Origin of the sequence: Streptomyces sp. NPDC047525, from assembly GCF_040643025.1 — a bacterium.
GTDB classification, from domain to species: Bacteria; Actinomycetota; Actinomycetes; order Streptomycetales; family Streptomycetaceae; genus Streptomyces; species Streptomyces durmitorensis.
In genome coordinates this window covers 1-16778 of the sequence record NZ_JBEYTL010000009.1, presented here as the reverse complement: position 1 = coordinate 16778, position 16778 = coordinate 1, and the positions used below count along the sequence as shown (strand labels likewise).

Here is a 16778-nt window from a genome sequence, read left to right as displayed (position 1 = left end):
GAGCAGCTCGTCACTCCAGGATCCCCGACTGGCTTATGAGATAGCCGAGTTGGGCGCGGCTCCGGCTGCCCAGGGTCGTGGCGAGTTTGGCTATGTGGACGCGGGCCGTGCGGATGTTCATGCCGAGACGTTCCGCGATTTCGGCGTCGGTCAGGCCCTCGACGAGGAGCTTGGTGATGGCGCGCTGGCGAGGCGTGATGCCGTTCTCGGCGGGCTGGGGCGCGGCCTGGGGCCACATGGGTGTGGCGAGGCGCCACAGCCGCCAGAACGTGGTGGCGAAGTACTCGACGAGGCCCGGGTGGCGCAGTTCGAGGGCCACGCTGCGGTCCTTGCTGGCCGGGATGAAGGCCACGGTCCGGTCGAAGACGAAGAGGCGCTCGGTGACTTCGTCGAGGGTGCGGGCCTCGGCGTCGCCGTCGAGCTGCTCGAAGTAGCCGAGCACGGGCAGGGAATGGCGTGTGGTGTGCTGGTAGAGCGTGCGCATACGGCAGCCGCGGCTGAGGATCGCCTGGTCCCGGGGGAGCGCTTCGGCCAAGGTCTCCGGAGGGCGGGTGCCGCCGGGCTGGATGGCGAGGAACTCCTCGGTGACGTCGCGCATGGCGCGGTCGATGGCTGCGTTGATGCGCTCCAGACCGTCGAGGACGGTGATGGCGGGCACCCCTTCCGCGGAGTCGACTCCCGCGTGCAGGGCGATGAACGGCTCGAACGCCGAGGTGAGCCGCGACTCCAGGTGCCGCTGGTCCGCGACGCGGTCCTCGAAGGTGCGGAGCAGGCGGGGCAGGGCGACGGCGGGGGCGGTGGGGTGCAGCCACCGCATGTCGTCCAGGCCGGGGTGCAGGAGGCCGAAGTCGACGAGGCACGGCGTCCGCGCGGCGTCCTCGCTGCGGATGCGGCCCTCGCGCAGGGCGCGGGAGTAGACGGCAAGGCCCGGCTCACAGGGCTGCTCGGCGGGGTGCGGTACGTGCTCGATGGCTGTGTCTGCCGTGTCCACTTCTCCGGCCTCCGCTCTCATGTCCCGGAGTTCAGAATCCCCGACCGGCCTATGAGATAGCCGAGCTGGGTCCGGCTCTGGCTGCCGAGGACGGTGGCGAGCTTGGCGATGTGGACGCGGGCCGTGCGGACGTTCATGCCGAGGCGAGCGGCGATCTCGGTGTCGGTGAGGCCCTCGGTGAGGAGGGTGGCTATGGCGCGCTGGCGGGCCGTGATGCCGTCTCTCGCGGGCTGCGGTGCCGTGTGCGGGAACATGGGCGTCGCCAGGTGCCACAGGCGGTGGAAGGCCGTGACGAGGAACTCGATGACGGCGGGATGCCGGAGCTCCAGGGCGGCGGAGCGTTCCGCGTCGGCGGGAATGAACGCGACGGTGCGGTCGAACACGAGCAGCCGCTCCGTCACCTCGTCCAGCGTGCGGACCTCGACGTCGCCGTCGAGCTGCTCGAAGTGGGCGAGGGTGGCCAGGGAATGGCGCGTCGTGTGCTGGTAGAGGGTCCGCATCCGGGCCCCCCGGGAGAGCATCGACTGCTCGGGCGGGACGGCGGTCACCAACAGGTCGGGCGGCCGGGCGCCGCCGGGCTGGATCGTGAGTACTTCCTCTGAGGTCGCCGCCACGGCCCGGTCGATGGCTTCGTTGATCCGGGGGAGCCCTCGCAGCACGGTGACGGCTGCGCCTCGGGTGGTGGCGGGGACGGGGACGGTGCCTGTCCTGAGGTTCATGAGCGGTGCGAACGCCGCGGCGAGGCGCATCTGCTGGTCGCGCTGGTCCGCGATGTCTTGGGCGACGGCCCCGAGGAGCTGGGGCAGGGCGACGGCGGGCGGCCTCGGTCTCAGCCGCCGCGCGTCCGCCTCGTCCGGGTACAGGAGCCCGAAGTCGACCAGGCAGGGTGCCGATGCGGCGTCCTGGCGTGGGACGTGGTTCTCCCGCAGCGCCCGGATGTACAGCTCTGTCCCCGCCTCGCACAACTCGTCAGGGCCGTGGGAGTGGGGTTCGGTGGTCACCTCGGGCGGTCCTGCTCGAGGATGTCCGAATGGGCGATGAGGTAGCCGAGTTGGGCCCGGCTGCCGCTGCCCAGGGCGGCGGCGATCTTGGCTATGTGGGCGCGGCAGGTGCGGACGTTCATGCCGAGGCGACGGGCGATGGCCTCGTCGACGTGGCCCTCCACGAGGAGTTTGGCTATGGAGCGCTGGACACCGGTGATGCCGTCGGTCGAGGGAGGGTAGGGAACCTCGTCGAGAAGCGGAGTCGCCCAGCGCCACTGCTGCTCGAAGACCTTGGCGAGGTACTCGACCAGGCCGGGATGGCGGAGCTCCAGGGCGACGTCGCGATCGGCGCGCGCGGGGATGAGCGCGACGGCACGATCGAAGATCATCATCCGGTCGATCACTTCTTCCAGGGTCCGTATCTCCACGTTCTCCTGGGACATGCGCGCCGCGTAGGCCAGGGTTCCCTGGCTGTGTCTCATGGTGTGCTGATAGATGGTGCGCATGGAGATGCCGCGGTCGAGGACGGTCTGCCCGCGCTGCAGCGCGACGTTGAGGGTCTTCTCGCTGCGGCCTCCCCCCGGCTGGACGGTGAGCACCTCGAAACGGCACTCCGCCGTGGCGCGCTCGATGGCCGCGTTGATGCGGGCCTCGCCCTCCAGAACGGTGATCGCGTGGGTCACCGGTTCCTCATGTGCCGTGATGGCCATGAATGGCTCAAAGATATCGGCAAGTTGAACGGCGAGCCGCCGCCGATCCTTGATTTCCTGCTCGATGGGATGGAGGCGCTGTGCGAGTGCGGCGGACGGGGAAACCGGCCGCAGCCAGTCCGCGTCGTCCGGATCCGGATGCAGCAGAGCGGATTCCAGTAGGCAAGGAGCGTTCTCGGCCTCGGCGCGTGCCAAGCGGCCGTTGCCGAGAGCGGTGGCGTACAGCCTCGACCCCTCGTCGCAAAGGGGGACGGCGGGGTGAGGATGTGTCGGTTTCGCACTTGTTGTAAGCAAATCTCCACCCCCCAGGGTCCTGAACGTGCAGGAACATGATGCATCGACCCTGTGGCTTTGACGTGCTCGATTGAGACATCGTCTTGTTGAGCCGGGGGAGAGGAACCTACCAAGTGAGGACGAAGCCGACCATGTTTAAGCGCATGCTTCGCTCGGTGCTTGTCACCACCTTCTCCGCAGGGCTGGTCATGGGAGCGACGAGTGCTCTCGATCTCGGGTGGCACAGCGAGCCAGCGAGTACGAGTTCCGTTTCAGCTCCGTCCACGGACCTTGGCTGGCACATCGGTCCGGCGGGAGCGAAGGCATGAGCACTCCTCCCGACGACCGCACCTTCCGCCGAGAAATGGCCACCGCCTACCGATCCGGTTGGCACTTCATCGATCTCGCCACCGCGATACCCCACGCAGGCGACTCGTTGATGGTCACGCTCCTCGGTGAGCCGGTAGTCGTCACCCGTGACGACGAGGAGGAGATCCGGGCCTACCGGTGCCTCCGCAAGCCGCGCGGCGCCCCGCAGCCAGTGCGGTGTGCCATTCGGTACGGGATGGTCTTCGTCAATCTCGACCGGCGTGACCACCAGCTGGTCGGTGAACCCGGCCGGCCCGGAGAGCAGCAGGACCAGCAGAGTTCGAGCACTACAAGAGCCATCACAGCCACCCCCCGCAGCGCCTGACGCGATCCCCCGTCGTTGTACATCGCGCAGGTGCTTCCCCCAGCAGCGGCGCCACCGTGGACCTGAACACGGTGGCGCCGCTGTGGTGTGCGCGGACCCGGTCCGCCGCCGGTGTCAGCTAGCCGCCTTGTTCCCCATCGCCCGCGTCAGCGTGATCTCGATCAGCACGCGGTTCGGATTCACCCGCGGAGCCCTCTCGTACCGCTCCTCGTAGCGCCGCTCGCCCTCCGCGATCTCCGCCTCCTCCGTACGCACCCGCGCGTACCCCTCCAGCGTCGCCCAGCGCCGCCCGTCGACCTGGCAGACCGCCACCCGCGCCCCCGGCCCCTCCGCGCCGGGAGCCGTCGCCGCGAGGACGTGGGAGACCTTCGCGCTCGACCTGCTCGCAAGGACGCGGGCCACCCCCGCCTCCGGGTCGTACGTCACGCCGACCGGCACGACGTGCGGGGTGCCGTCCGGGCGCAGTGTCGTCAGCGTGCACAGATGCCGTTCGCGCCAGAAGCTGAGGTAGGCGGGGGTCGGGTTGTGCGGGTCCATGGCCATGCAGCGAACCTAACCGCCGCCCGACCGCAGCCCGCGTGCACCCCGCCCTCGCCCTTCCCACGCACCCTGCCCTCGCTTCCTTGAGTGGAATAGACTCAACTTTATGTACGCTGTTTAAGTCAGGTGGGGCGGATGGGCGCCCGCCAGGCCGTACGCCACACGAGCCGTACGCCATACGGATCGCAAGGAGGAGACGACTACGTGGACGCCGAGCTGACCAACAGGAGCCGGGACGCGATCAACGCGGCCAGCAACCTGGCCGTGAAGGACGGGCACCCCGACCTGACCCCCGCGCATCTGCTGCTCGCGCTGCTCGAGGGGCAGGACAACGAGAACATCACCGACCTGCTCGCCGCGGTCGAGGCCGACCAGGCCGCCGTCCGCGCCGACGCCGAGCGGGCGCTGAGCACCCTGCCCAGCGTCACGGGCTCCACCGTCGCGCCGCCGCAGCCCAACCGCGACCTGCTCGCGGTCATCGCCGACGCCTCGCAGCGGGCGAAGGAGCTGGGCGATGATTACCTCTCCACCGAGCATCTGCTGATCGGCATCGCCGCCAAGGGCGGTCCCGCGGGTGAGGTCCTGAGCCAGCACGGGGCCAGTGCGAAGAAGCTGCTCGACGCGTTCGAGAAGGCAAGGGGAGGACGCCGGGTGACCACTCAGGACCCGGAGGGGCAGTACAAGGCCCTGGAGAAGTTCGGCACCGATTTCACCGCCGCGGCCAGGGAGGGCAAGCTCGATCCCGTCATCGGGCGGGATCAGGAGATCCGGCGCGTGGTGCAGGTCCTGTCCCGGCGCACGAAGAACAACCCCGTCCTCATCGGCGAGCCCGGCGTCGGCAAGACCGCCGTCGTCGAAGGGCTCGCGCAGCGCATCGTGAAGGGGGACGTCCCCGAGTCCCTCAAGAACAAGCGGCTCGTCTCGCTCGACCTGGGGGCCATGGTCGCGGGCGCCAAGTACCGCGGTGAGTTCGAGGAGCGCCTCAAGACCGTCCTCTCCGAGATCAAGGAGAGCGACGGGCAGATCATCACCTTCATCGACGAGCTGCACACCGTCGTGGGCGCCGGAGCGGGCGGCGACTCCGCCATGGACGCCGGCAACATGCTCAAGCCCATGCTCGCCCGCGGCGAGCTGCGCATGGTCGGTGCGACCACCCTCGACGAGTACCGCGAGCGGATCGAGAAGGACCCGGCGCTCGAACGGCGCTTCCAGCAGGTGTTGGTCGACGAGCCGAGCGTCGAGGACTCCATCGCCATCCTCCGCGGGCTCAAGGGGCGGTACGAGGCCCACCACAAGGTCCAGATCGCCGACAGCGCGCTCGTCGCGGCCGCCGCGCTCTCCGACCGGTACATCACCTCGCGTTTCCTTCCCGACAAGGCCATCGACCTCGTCGACGAGGCCGCGTCCCGGCTGCGCATGGAGATCGACTCGTCGCCCCTGGAGATCGACGAACTCCAGCGCGCCGTCGACCGCCTGAAGATGGAGGAGCTCGCCCTCAGCAAGGAGACCGACCCCGCGAGCAAGGAGCGCCTCGAAAGGCTGCGGCGCGACCTCGCCGACAAGGAGGAGGAGCTGCGCGGGCTCAACGCGCGCTGGGAGAAGGAGAAGCAGTCCCTCAACCGCGTCGGTGAGCTGAAGGAGAAGCTCGACGAGCTGCGCGGCACGGCCGAACGCGCCCAGCGCGACGGCGACTTCGACACCGCGAGCAAGCTGCTCTACGGAGAGATCCCCGCCCTCGAACACGACCTGGAGGTCGCTTCCGAGGCCGAGGAAGAGGTCTCCAAGGACACCATGGTCAAGGAGGAGGTCGGTCCCGACGACATCGCCGATGTGGTCGGAGCCTGGACCGGCATCCCCGCGGGACGCCTCATGGAGGGCGAGACGCAGAAGCTCCTGCGCATGGAGGAGGAGCTCGGCAAGCGGCTCATCGGCCAGACCGAGGCCGTGCAGGCGGTGTCGGACGCCGTGCGCCGCACGCGGGCCGGTATCGCCGACCCCGACCGCCCCACCGGCTCGTTCCTCTTCCTGGGCCCGACCGGCGTCGGCAAGACCGAGCTGGCGAAGGCCCTCGCGGACTTCCTCTTCGACGACGAGCGCGCCATGGTCCGCATCGACATGAGCGAGTACGGCGAGAAGCACAGCGTGGCCAGGCTGGTCGGCGCCCCGCCCGGGTACGTCGGCTATGAGGAGGGCGGCCAGCTCACCGAGGCCGTGCGCAGGCGCCCGTACAGCGTCGTCCTGCTCGACGAGGTCGAGAAGGCGCACCCGGAAGTCTTCGACGTGCTGCTCCAGGTCCTCGACGACGGGCGGCTCACCGACGGGCAGGGGCGGACGGTGGACTTCCGCAACACCATCCTCGTCCTGACGTCGAACCTCGGCAGCCAGTACCTCGTCGAGCCGACGACCTCCCCGGAGGAGAAGAAGCAGCAGGTCCTGGACGTCGTACGGGCCTCTTTCAAGCCGGAGTTCCTCAACCGGCTCGACGACCTCGTGGTCTTCTCCGCGCTCAGCAAGGACGAGCTCGCGCACATCGCCGAGCTGCAGATCGACCGCCTCGCGAAGAGGCTCGCCGAGCGGCGGCTCACGCTGGAGGTCTCCCCGGAGGCGCTCGCGTGGCTGGCGGAAGAGGGCAACGACCCGGCGTACGGAGCGCGGCCCCTGCGGCGCCTCATCCAGACGTCCATCGGCGACCGGCTCGCCAAGGAGATCCTCTCGGGCGAGGTGAAGGACGGCGACACGGTGCGTGTGGACACCTTCGGGGACGGTCTGATCGTCGGTCCAGCGACGGGCGCGACGGGCGTGACGGGCGTGACGGGAGAGGACGCCGGAAATACAGCCGGAGGCACGGGCGGAAATTCAGCGGGAAAGACCCTGTGAAGGGCTTCAGGACGGCATAACCCGGTCACATCGGGGGCGGGGGTTGCGGGCCCCCGCCCGACATGGGGCAGGATGGCGGAATCCGTACGAAGGGACTAAGCACGTGAGCATCGACCCGTCCTCGATTCCGAATTTCGGGGGACAGCCCGAACCGCAGCAGGGCGATGGACCGGCGGGCCCCGTTGTCCCCGACCAGGACCTGGTCAAGCAGCTCCTGGACCAGATGGAGCTCAAGCACGTCGTCGACGAAGAGGGTGACCTCGCGGCGCCGTGGGAGGAGTTCCGCACGTACTTCATGTTCCGTGGCGAAGGGGACCAGCAGGTCTTCTCGGTGCGGACGTTCTACGACCGCGCGCACGGCATCGAAGAGAAGTCCCAGCTCCTCGAGGCGATCGACGACTGGAACCGCCGCACCCTGTGGCCGAAGGTCTACACGCACACCCACGACGACGGCACCGTCCGCCTCATCGGCGAGGCACAGATGCTGATCGGCACCGGAGTCTCGCTCGAGCACTTCGTGTCGTCGACGGTCAGCTGGGTGCGCGCCGCGATCGAGTTCGACAAGTGGCTCGTCGAGCAGCTCGGCCTCGAGGCCGAGGTCGACGCCACCGAGGGTGAAGAGAAGCCCGAGGACGAGGCCTAGGCCACGTCCGGACGAGAGCCCGGCCGGAAGCGCGCCACTTGGTGGCGGGCGTCCCGGCCGGGCTTTCGCGTTACGGAGACGTGCGACCTGCGCGGGTCACAGCGACTTGAGCCGCGAGACCGCTTCCGCCAGGACCTCGTCCTTCTTGCAGAACGCGAAGCGCACGAACGGCGCTCCGGCCTCGCGGTGGTCGTAGAAGACCGCGTTCGGGATGGCGACCACGCCGACGCGCTCGGGCAGGGCCCGGCAGAAGGCGAAGCCGTCGCTCTCGCCGAGGGGGCGGATGTCGGTGGTGATGAAGTACGTGCCCGCCGGGCGGTAGACGTCGAAGCCCGCAGCCGTGAGCCCCTCGCTCAGGAGGTCCCGCTTGGCGCGCATGCCCTCGCGGAAGGACGCGAAGTACGAGTCAGGCAGGGCGAGCGCCTCCGCGATCGCGTACTGGAAGGGCCCTGAAGACACATAGGTGAGGAACTGCTTCGCAGACCGGACCGCCGTCACGAGCTCGGGCGTGGACGTGATCCAGCCGACCTTCCAGCCGGTGTACGAGAACGTCTTGCCCGCGGAGCCGATCGTCACCGTGCGCTCGCGCATGCCGGGGAACGAGGCGAGGGGGATGTGCGTGGTGCCGTCGCCGTCGTCGAAGACGAGGTGCTCGTAGACCTCGTCCGTGACCACGAGGAGGTCGCGCTCGACCGCGAGCTTCGCGATCTCGGTGAGCTCCGCGCGGGTCAGGACCGTGCCGGTCGGGTTGTGCGGGGTGTTCAGGAGCAGCAGCCGGGTGTGGGGCGTGATCGCGTCGCGCAGCTCGTCCAGGTCGAGCCGGAAGCGTCCCTCGGCGGCGTCCGGGCGCAGCGTCACGGGCACGCGCTTGCCGCCGGCCAGGGCGATCGACGCCGCGTACGAGTCGTAGTACGGCTCCAGGGCGATCACCTCGTCGCCGGGCTCGACCAGGGCGAGCAGGGACGCCGCGATCGCCTCGGTGGCGCCCGCCGTGACCAGGACCTCGCGGTCGGGGTCGTACGCGAGGCCGTACTGCCGCTGCTGGTGCTCGGCGACGGCGGTGCGGAGCTCGGGGATGCCGGGGCCCGGCGGGTACTGATTGCCGCGCCCGTCACGCAGGGCACGCACCGCGGCCTCGCGGATCTCCTCGGGACCGTCGGTGTCCGGGAAACCCTGGCCGAGGTTGATGGCCCCCGTTTTCACGGCAAGCGCAGACATCTCGGCGAAAATCGTCGTACCGAACTCGGCGAGGCGGCGGTTGAGCAGCGGGCGCCCGTTCCCGGAAGTGGAGGTCATGGCCGCCATCCTGCGCCGAATCTCTGGAGTTCCTCAACTCACGTATGGGCGTGACGGCCTGAAGCGATGCCCGAGGCGCAGCTTCTGACCTGCGGCGGAGCCGTGGTTGTCGGCCGTTGTCGGTCATTGCCGATGCTCCTTGGGCTCACTGTCCGGTCCCACGCGAGCGGGCGCGCTGCCGTAGCTCGGCCCGCTCGGCAGGGCTCAGCGGATGCCGCGCCAGAGCGATGGAGAGCGCCAGCAATCGGCGGCGGAGTGCAGTGCGCCCCGGCTGCTGGGCAAGCTGCACGTAGGTCGCAGTCCACTCCCGCTGCATGCGTACCAGGTCATCGGGAATCGAAGGTTCCATACATTCGACTAGATCACATGTTCGATTTTTTGGACAAGGTGAGGCGCCCCGACATGTCGTGCTCGTCTTCGTCCACGTCATCACGTTCGAGGTGTCTGGAACCTTGGCATCGCCCGCAGAGCGTTGGAAACTCGAAGGGTGCTGCCGGGGGCGTCGGTACAGAGTCTCTCCAGGCAGGCATCTACTCACGGGGGTGGCGGCGATGTTGGCGGAGTCGTTGATCGCGCTGGCGACAGCGGGCGGCGTAGCGGTGGCGCAAGCCGCGGGCACGGACGCGTGGAGCGGACTGCGCAGCAAGATCGCAGCATGGTTCGGGCGCGGGGATCAGACGCGTGAACGGGCAGAGCTGGAACGGCTGGATCGCAGCGCGGCCGAACTCGCGGTAGCCGGCGACGATGCCGAACGGGCACGCCTTCGGCATGAGGCGGTATGGCAGACCCGTATCGAGAGCTTCCTGGAGGAGCTTTCGGACGAGGAGCGCGAGGAAGCAGCGACCGCGCTGCAGCTTCTGCTGAAGGAGGCCGAGACGGCTGGCGCCGGCGGGGTATCGGCCGAGACCGGCGGTGCCGCCGCGGGGCGGGACATGAACATCAAGGCTGACCGTGGTTCGTTCGCGGCGGGGGCGGCTCACATCGAGGGAGACATGCGGCTGGGAAACCCTCCGCAGCCGGGTCCGGACCAGCCCTGACCGCACCCGGGAGCACGGGGGGCCCGCCCTCCGGCGTGTCGGCTCTCCACGGAGTCGCAGCCCACTCTCTGCATGCGCGGAACATCTACGTCGGTGGAGCAGGGGATCGAAGGCCGGAGCGGGTCACCGTGGTACCGCCACTGGGGCTGCGTGACCCCTATCGCCCTCTGCGAGGCCGCGACGTACTGCTGCGGAACTTGGAGTCGGCGCTCAGCCCAGGCATCGACAGCCCAGGCATCGAGCGGCAGATACAGGTTCTGTGCGGCATGGGTGGGTGTGGAAAGACGTCCCTGGCCTTGGAAGTTGCCCACCGCTGCGCGAGCGTGGGGCATCGGGTGTGGTGGGTCGATGCCCGCCAGGACACCACGTTGGAGGCCGGGTTCCGTGCCGTGGCCCGCCATGCCGGGGCCACGGATGAGCAGTTGAACGCCGGAGATGCGGTGGATGTGCTGTGGGCGCACCTGTCCCAGCTGACCGCACCCTGGCTGCTCGTGGTGGACAACGCCGATGACCCCGCACTGCTGGACGGCCCGGGCAGCCTGCGGGCCGGTACCGGCTGGCTTCGCCCCCATGCCAATCCGGTGGGGAGCGTTCTGATCACCTCCCGCGTCAGCAGCGCCGAAACCTGGGGCAGCATGTGTGCCCCGCACTCCGTGCGTCCCCTGTCCGGCGAGGACGAGATCGCCGACGCGGTGCAGATCCTGCGGGACCACGCACCGCCCGCCGCAGGCACGGAGGACGATGCCCGCCAACTGGCCACCCGCCTCGGCGGCCTTCCGCTGGCCCTGCGCCTGGCCGGCACGTATCTGGCCGAGGCCAACCAGGTGCCGGCCGCCTATCGTGAGCGCGGCACTCCCACCGACTTCTCGTCCTACTGCCGGGCCCTGGACGAAGATCTCCGCCACGTCGACCGCGCCAATGTGATCGGCCAGGCGTGGGCCATGTCCATGGAGCTGCTGGAGAAGCGAGGCGACGTACTTGCCCGGCCATTGCTGGAACTGATCAGCGCATTCGCCGACGCTCCACTGCCCTACACCTTGCTCCTCACCCCGACCGCCCTGGACGGCGCTGGAGTACTCACCGAGCTTGATGGCCCCGGCATCTGGAAATTGCTGACGGCTCTTTCGAGCGTCGGCCTCCTCGATCTTGCCGAGTCCAACGCGGAGGCGATCCCTCCAACGGTGCGGGTGCATCCCCTCGTTCGCGCTGCCACCTCTAGCCAGACGTCCCTCACGACAGCCATTGGTGCACTGCACAGCGCCACATGGTCCGACGAGACGGGCATCCCGGAGGACCCCGCCTATCGGGGCCACTGGCAGCTGCTCCAGCCACACGCTCAGTACCTGTTTCACAGCGCCCGCGCTGCCGCACTGCCCATCCCCGTCATGTTGGAGGCCGCCGACGCGGGAGGATTCGCAGCCCGTTATCTCCGGGTCCGGGGTCAGTATCACCAGGCGCGCACGGAGTGCGAGGCTGTCCTCGCCCTGTCCCGCGAGCATCGAGGCGAGACGCACCCTGACACTCTGACCGCCCGGCACAACCTTGCTGGGGTTTTGCGAGATCAGGGCGAGTTGGAGACAGCCCGCACCGAGTACGAGGCCGTCCTCGCCCTGCATCGCGAGCATCTAGGCGAAACCCACCGCGAAACTCTGTCCACCCGACACGAACTTGCTGGGGTTCTGCGAGATCAAGGCGAGTTGGAGGCCGCCCGCACCGACTACGAGGCCGTCCTCGCCCTGCGTCGCGTCAACGATGGCGAGACCCACCCTGACACTCTGACCGCCCGGCACAACCTTGCTGGGGTCTTGCGAGCACAGGGCGAGTTGGAGGCAGGCCGTACCGAGTTCGAGGCCGTCCTCGCCCTATCCCATGAGCATCTAGGCGAGACCCACCCTGACACTCTGACCACCCGGCACAACCTTGCTGGGGCTCTGCGAGAGCAGGGCGACTTGGAGGCCGCCCGCACCGAGTTCGAGGCCATCCTCGCCCTGCGTCGCGTCAACGAGGGCGAGACCCACCCCGACACCCTGGCCACCCGGCACGACCTTGCTGGGGTTTTGCGAGAGCAGGGCGAGTTGGAGGCCGCCCGCACCGAGTTCGAGGCTGTCCTCGCCCTGCGCCGCGCCAACCAGGGCGAGATCCACCCGAACACTCTGACCGCTCGGCACGAAATTGCTGGGATTCTGCGAGATCAAGGCGAGTTGGAGGCCGCCCGCACCGAGTTCGAGGCCATCCTCGCCCTGCGCCGCGCCAACCAGGGCGAGACCCACCCCGACACTCTGACCGCTCGCGCCTGGCTGGAGTGGCTCGATGGCCAAAGATGACACTCGGCCCGATGCTTCTGGTTCCTGTACCAGCCCGGCGCACGAAAGCAGATCTTCGCGGCGATCCGATGGCCGCGTAGCGCTGCCCTCAAGCGTCCCGCCCCACGCCTAGCGTCAACGGATGCCGAGCGACGCGGGGTGCACCGAGGGGCGGTGAGTCGTTGACCAGTAGGCATACAGCTCGCCTCGGGCGAGCGGGCCCGCTGCGGTCCCAAGCCATGGTCCGGGTCACTCCAGGGCCCGCGAGCGCGCGGGATGCGCGCTCCGAGGTACTTCTACGCTTCCGCGCTTTTGGACGCGGGCGAGAACATCAAGGCCGTCAGCCAGTACATGGGCCGCCGATCCGGGGCTGGCATTGCGCGTGTACGCCCGCCTAATGCCCGATAGCCGAGAGCGCGCCCGTGGCGCCATCGGCCAGGGGTTGGGAGCCTCCTCCGCAGGAAATCATGGCCACGGACGGACCAGTCAGGTGCGAACAGCCTATGAACTGCCCCTCTGAGCAGGACAGGGGCATTTGCCCCGCGAGAACCCTCTGAACTTGCTCAACTCTGCTTTGGGTCAGCGTGCGCGGGGGCATTCCCCTTTCACGCAAGTACAACGTGAAAAGAGAACGCGGACCCACGGGGGGCCTGCTTCGGGGGAACGGAAAGGGGCGTGAAGGTCATGATCCTGGTCTTCGTGTTTGTCGCGGTTGTTCTGGTCGTCGTCGCACTCGCGGTTGCCGGCGGCAAGGGAAGCGGTAAGCGGTCGCACTCCGGAACGGCCGGTGGGTCCGCGGCCGGTGGCGGCTGGTGGGTCGGTGGCGGCGACAGTGGCGGCCACCACGGCGGCAGCTCCTGTGGCGGCGGTTCGTCCTGCGGCGGCAGCTCTTCGTGCGGCGGCGGTGGCGGTGGCGGTTGTGGTGGTGGCGGAGGCAGCTGACACGGGGCAGCTGGTCCGTCCATCTGTTGAAGTGCCCGGTGGGAGGCAACTCCTGCCGGGCACTTTGTCGTTGAGCCATTGAACAGTTGAACTGTGCAGCCCCCGAGGGGATGGAAACCCTCCGAAGTTGGGTAAAAACGCTGTGGCAGTGCAGCAGTCCATGATTCCCTCTTAACCGTCAGCACCGCCCTCGTACGGACGACTTGGACAAACAGGTCGTCTCTTCGCTGGGCACGAGCCGGCATTCCGGCCGCCCGGTGTCCGACCGGGTGCGCCGGCACCACCTCCATTGCGTGTTAGCGGAGCCGACCCATGCTCACGACCCTGAAGACTGTCTATACCGACACGTGCGCCGCGGACCTCGCCTGGACCCTCGGGCGCGAGCCGCTGCCCGCGCTCGCCACACTCGAACTCGAACTCGCCGATGCCAAAATGGAGTTGAGGCTCCTGGGGGCATCGCACCAGGTGCTCCTCGAAGAGGAGCAGGGCACCTGTTCCGAGACCGTCGCCTGCATCCCCGGCAGCAGTACGCCCCTCCCGCTCGGCGTCTCCAAGCGCCTGGGCGAGTGGGAGTACGAATTCGCGGCGCGCGTCGAGACCCTCTCGCGCGGCCAGTTCGCGGGCCGCGCACAGGAACTGCTCGCCCTGGTGGCCGAGCATCCGCACGGCCTCGCCGGGGTCTTCCCCGGCAGCCCGCACGCGTTCACGGCGATGCTGGCGCAGCGGCACGAGGGCTCGGTGCAGTGGCGCACCTGGCACGCCTATCCGCAGGACGGGCAACTCGTCGCGACCCGCACTCGCGTGGGAGTTCGGATGCCGGCGATTCTCTGACCGGGCGGTTCGCGGCTCCCGGCCGGGCGGCTCGCGGCGCTCTGACCAAGGGCCGAGCAGGGCGTCACCAAGTGCCCCTTGCCGCGCCCCATTTACACCTCTGACGTCGAGATGCACCCTTGTGGGTGACCGGACGTGAGAGTCCGGTGACGTAGCGTTCCCAACGTGATCGAGCCGTCAACGCATTTACCCGTGACGCCCAGGACGGGGCGGTTCCTCGTCCTGGCGGGCGTCTTCATCTGCGCGGCCTGCGGTCTGGTGTACGAACTCGAACTGGTCGCCCTCGCCTCGTACCTGATCGGTGACTCGGTCACGCAGGCGTCGGTGGTCCTCTCGGTGATGGTCTTCGCCATGGGCATCGGCTCCCTGCTCGCCAAGCGCCTGCGCTGCCGGGCCGCCGCCGGATTCGGCCTGGTCGAGTCGGCGCTCGCGCTCGTCGGCGGACTGAGCGCCATGGCCTTGTACGCGGCGTTCGCCTGGACCGGCGACCGGGGCGAGGTCTGGGCGGGCGGCTCGCGGTATCTGCTCGTCGCGTTCTCGCTCGCCATCGGCCTGCTCATCGGCGCCGAAGTGCCGCTCCTGATGGTGCTCATCCAGCGGATCAGACGGCAGGACCCCAGCGGCGCGGTCTCGGACCTGTTCGCCGCCGACTACGTGGGCGCGCTGGTGGGCGGCCTCGCTTTCCCCTTCCTCCTGCTCCCCCTGCTCGGCCAGCTGACCGGGGCGCTGATCACCGGCGCGATCAACGCGCTCGCGGGCGGCGCCCTCGTCTTCGGCCTCTTCCGGCACGACCTGAGCGTGCGCGGCCGCTGGGCACTGCTCGTCGCGAACGTCACCGTCCTCGGGGTGCTCGCCGCCGCAGCCGTGCTCGTCGGCGACTTCGAGGCGGCGGCGCGGCGTGCGGTCTACGGCAAGGACGTACGGGTCGCCGTGCAGACCGACGTCCAGGAAGTGGTCCTCACCGGCGGCAGGCTCGACTCGCTCGACCTCTACCTCGACGGGCGGCTGCGCGTCAGCGGCCGTGACGAGCACCGCTACCACCGTGCGCTCGTCGGCCCCGCGATGAACGGCCGCCGCGCGCGCGTGCTGATCCTGGGCGGCGGTGACGGCCTCGCGGCGCGCGAGGTGCTGCGGCACTCGGGGGTGCGGCGGGTGGACATCGTCGAACTCGACCGGGGCGTGGTGGAGTTGGCGCGCAGTGACCCGGCGCTGAGCGAGCTGAACGAGCAGGTGTACCGCGACCCCCGGGTGCGCGTGGTGCACGCCGACGCGTTCCGCTGGCTGCGCTCGCCCCCTCGTACGTACGACGTGGTGATCTCCGATCTGCCTGACCCCGGCATCACCGCGAGCACCAAGCTCTACTCCCAGGAGTTCTACGGCCTCGTGTGCCGGGCCCTGGCCGCGGGCGGCCGCCTCTCCGTGCACGCGGGGCCCGTCGCCGCGCGGCCCCGCGTCTTCTGGACGGTGGAGGCGACGCTGCGGGCGGCGGGTCTGCGGACCGAGCCGTACCGCGTGGACGGCCGCCTCTCCGGGTTCGCGGCGGGCCCCGACCGGACGGCGGACGGCGCGTCGGCGCCGCGCGACTGGGGCTTCGTCCTCGCGGCCGGATCCCGCCCCGTCCTCGACCCGCCCCGGACGGCCGGGCTGCTGCGGGTGGACGTCGCGTCCGCCGAACGGACGAGGATGCGGGGGTTGACCCCCTCCACACTGGTGCACCCGCGGTACGCGAACTGACGAACTGACGTACATGGTCTCGGCCACGTGGGTAGGCTCGGTTGCCATGGAGCATGAGGTGTTCGTTCCGGTTCCCGCCGACCGTCTTCAGCAGGTGCTGAGCGACCCCGAGCAGGTCGCTGGGGCGGTGCCCGGACTTCAGCGCGACGCGGACGAGTCCGCGTCACCGCTCTCCGGCCGTCTCAAGGTGCGGGTCGGCGGCCACACGATCACGTACCGCGGCGCGGCGCGGGTCGCGTCGCGGGGCGACGGTTCCTTCGCGATCGAGGGCGAGGGCGTGGAGGTGCGGGGCGGTGGCTCCGTGAAGCTCTCGCTGGTGGTGCGGCTCGATCCCGCCGAGGGCGGCGAGGGGACCCAGGTGGTCTTCTCCGGTACGGGCGCGGGCGAGGGGCGCGTCTCCGAAAGTTCTCCACAGGCTGTGGAGGGCGCGGTGCGGAGGCTGCTCGAGCGGTTCGCGGAGGGGTTGGGGCGGGGGGCCGAGGAGCCTGAGCCTGAGCCCGTTGTGGTGGAGCCTGTCGATCCGCCCTCTGCCTCGGCCTCCGCCTCCGTCTTCGAGACGGACGTTCCGCCTTCGTCGTTCGACGCAGCCGAGGAAGAGATCTTGGTGCCGCCCGCGGAGGCCGCGCATGCCCGGCGGACGATGATCGGCCGGAGCGCGGAGGAGGTCGACCACGCGCCGCCCCGGGGGCGGTACGCGCCCGCGCCGGCGGCCGAGTCGATGTCCACCAGCGCGACGCTGCGGTGGGCCGCGCCTGCCGCCGCGGTGGTGCTGGCCTCGGCGATTGTTGTGGGCCGGGCGCTTCGGCGCCGGCGATGATGTGTCCCCTAACCCGCCCCTTCCCGAAAACCCGCTGCGCGGGGGCCTCCTCAAACGCCGGAGGGGCTGAAAATTCAGCCCCTCCGGCGTTTGAGGAGCGGGGTCTG

The 16778-nt window shown here is 69.5% G+C and carries 13 protein-coding genes and 2 pseudogenes; 10 read left to right on the top strand and 5 right to left on the bottom strand.

Translation table 11 applies throughout. The features are described 5' to 3' along the window. Positions 1-10: 10 nt before the first annotated feature. The 3 genes from ABZ833_RS26155 to ABZ833_RS26145 are packed head-to-tail and all read right to left on the bottom strand — an operon-like array spanning position 11 to position 2978. Complete coding sequence (locus ABZ833_RS26155) at positions 11-991, bottom strand: LuxR C-terminal-related transcriptional regulator (RefSeq protein ID WP_361050896.1); 981 nt, start codon at positions 989-991, stop codon at positions 11-13. 17 nt (positions 992-1008) lie between these two features. Further along, positions 1009-1992: a LuxR C-terminal-related transcriptional regulator gene (locus ABZ833_RS26150; RefSeq protein WP_361050893.1), complete on the bottom strand. Its 984-nt coding sequence runs from the start codon at positions 1990-1992 to the stop codon at positions 1009-1011. Next, the gene (locus tag ABZ833_RS26145) at positions 1989-2978 is read right to left on the bottom strand and encodes a helix-turn-helix transcriptional regulator (protein ID WP_361050890.1); all 990 of its coding nucleotides are present in this window, start codon (positions 2976-2978) and stop codon (positions 1989-1991) included. Before ABZ833_RS26145 ends, ABZ833_RS26150 begins: the two co-directional genes overlap by 4 nt. Before the next feature lie 304 nt (positions 2979-3282). On the opposite strand from ABZ833_RS26145, the gene ABZ833_RS26140 reads away from it, so the two are divergent. After that, positions 3283-3651 carry a hypothetical protein gene (locus ABZ833_RS26140; protein WP_249588757.1) on the top strand — a complete coding sequence of 123 codons (369 nt, stop codon included), beginning with the start codon at positions 3283-3285 and terminating at the stop codon, positions 3649-3651. A 114-nt stretch (positions 3652-3765) separates the two neighbouring features. Here ABZ833_RS26140 and ABZ833_RS26135 read toward each other — a convergent pair whose 3' ends face one another. Further along, positions 3766-4194, bottom strand: coding sequence for a pyridoxamine 5'-phosphate oxidase family protein (locus tag ABZ833_RS26135; protein ID WP_361050887.1), 429 nt, complete (start codon positions 4192-4194; stop codon positions 3766-3768). Positions 4195-4395: 201 nt separating this feature from the next. On the opposite strand from ABZ833_RS26135, the pseudogene clpB reads away from it, so the two are divergent. Together clpB and ABZ833_RS26125 are read left to right on the top strand one after the other, a co-directional pair. Continuing rightward, positions 4396-6981, top strand: a pseudogene (gene clpB / locus ABZ833_RS26130) (ATP-dependent chaperone ClpB); the annotation flags it as partial. A 190-nt stretch (positions 6982-7171) separates the two neighbouring features. Next, entirely contained in the window at positions 7172-7711 is a 540-nt protein-coding gene (locus ABZ833_RS26125) for a YbjN domain-containing protein (protein WP_249588755.1), read from the top strand. 96 nt (positions 7712-7807) lie between these two features. On the opposite strand, the gene ABZ833_RS26120 is transcribed toward ABZ833_RS26125, so the two are convergent. Next, complete coding sequence (locus tag ABZ833_RS26120; RefSeq protein ID WP_361050884.1) at positions 7808-9016, bottom strand: pyridoxal phosphate-dependent aminotransferase; 1209 nt, start codon at positions 9014-9016, stop codon at positions 7808-7810. Between the two features lie 542 nt (positions 9017-9558). Between ABZ833_RS26120 and ABZ833_RS26115 the strand changes: the two genes are divergently transcribed. The 7 genes and pseudogenes from ABZ833_RS26115 (at position 9559) to ABZ833_RS26085 (ending at position 16671) form a co-directional block, all read left to right on the top strand. Next, a complete protein-coding gene (locus ABZ833_RS26115; protein WP_361051791.1) occupies positions 9559-10044 on the top strand; it encodes a hypothetical protein in 486 nt (161 codons plus the stop codon). Between the two features lie 35 nt (positions 10045-10079). Next, complete coding sequence (gene fxsT, locus ABZ833_RS26110) at positions 10080-12368, top strand: FxSxx-COOH system tetratricopeptide repeat protein (RefSeq protein WP_361050881.1); 2289 nt, start codon at positions 10080-10082, stop codon at positions 12366-12368. Between the two features lie 252 nt (positions 12369-12620). After that, positions 12621-12867, top strand: a pseudogene (locus ABZ833_RS26105) (hypothetical protein); the annotation flags it as partial. 155 nt (positions 12868-13022) lie between these two features. Next, complete coding sequence (locus tag ABZ833_RS26100; RefSeq protein WP_361050877.1) at positions 13023-13289, top strand: hypothetical protein; 267 nt, start codon at positions 13023-13025, stop codon at positions 13287-13289. Positions 13290-13601: 312 nt separating this feature from the next. Further along, positions 13602-14120, top strand: coding sequence for a DUF2617 family protein (locus ABZ833_RS26095; RefSeq protein ID WP_361050874.1), 519 nt, complete (start codon positions 13602-13604; stop codon positions 14118-14120). Between the two features lie 165 nt (positions 14121-14285). Beyond that, positions 14286-15854: a polyamine aminopropyltransferase gene (locus tag ABZ833_RS26090; RefSeq protein ID WP_361050871.1), complete on the top strand. Its 1569-nt coding sequence runs from the start codon at positions 14286-14288 to the stop codon at positions 15852-15854. A 46-nt stretch (positions 15855-15900) separates the two neighbouring features. Beyond that, positions 15901-16671: an SRPBCC family protein gene (locus ABZ833_RS26085; RefSeq protein ID WP_361050868.1), complete on the top strand. Its 771-nt coding sequence runs from the start codon at positions 15901-15903 to the stop codon at positions 16669-16671. Positions 16672-16778 lie beyond the last annotated feature (107 nt).

Bases quoted from the DNA above. Each gene is read 5' to 3' on its own strand.
- ABZ833_RS26140 (WP_249588757.1), top strand. From the start codon at position 3,283: ATGAGCACTCCTCCCGACGACCGCACCTTCCGCCGAGAAATGGCCACC.
- ABZ833_RS26120 (WP_361050884.1), bottom strand. From the start codon at position 9,016: ATGGCGGCCATGACCTCCACTTCCGGGAACGGGCGCCCGCTGCTCAAC.
- ABZ833_RS26085 (WP_361050868.1), top strand. From the start codon at position 15,901: ATGGAGCATGAGGTGTTCGTTCCGGTTCCCGCCGACCGTCTTCAGCAG.
- ABZ833_RS26135 (WP_361050887.1), bottom strand. From the start codon at position 4,194: ATGGCCATGGACCCGCACAACCCGACCCCCGCCTACCTCAGCTTCTGG.
- ABZ833_RS26095 (WP_361050874.1), top strand. From the start codon at position 13,602: ATGCTCACGACCCTGAAGACTGTCTATACCGACACGTGCGCCGCGGAC.
- ABZ833_RS26115 (WP_361051791.1), top strand. From the start codon at position 9,559: ATGTTGGCGGAGTCGTTGATCGCGCTGGCGACAGCGGGCGGCGTAGCG.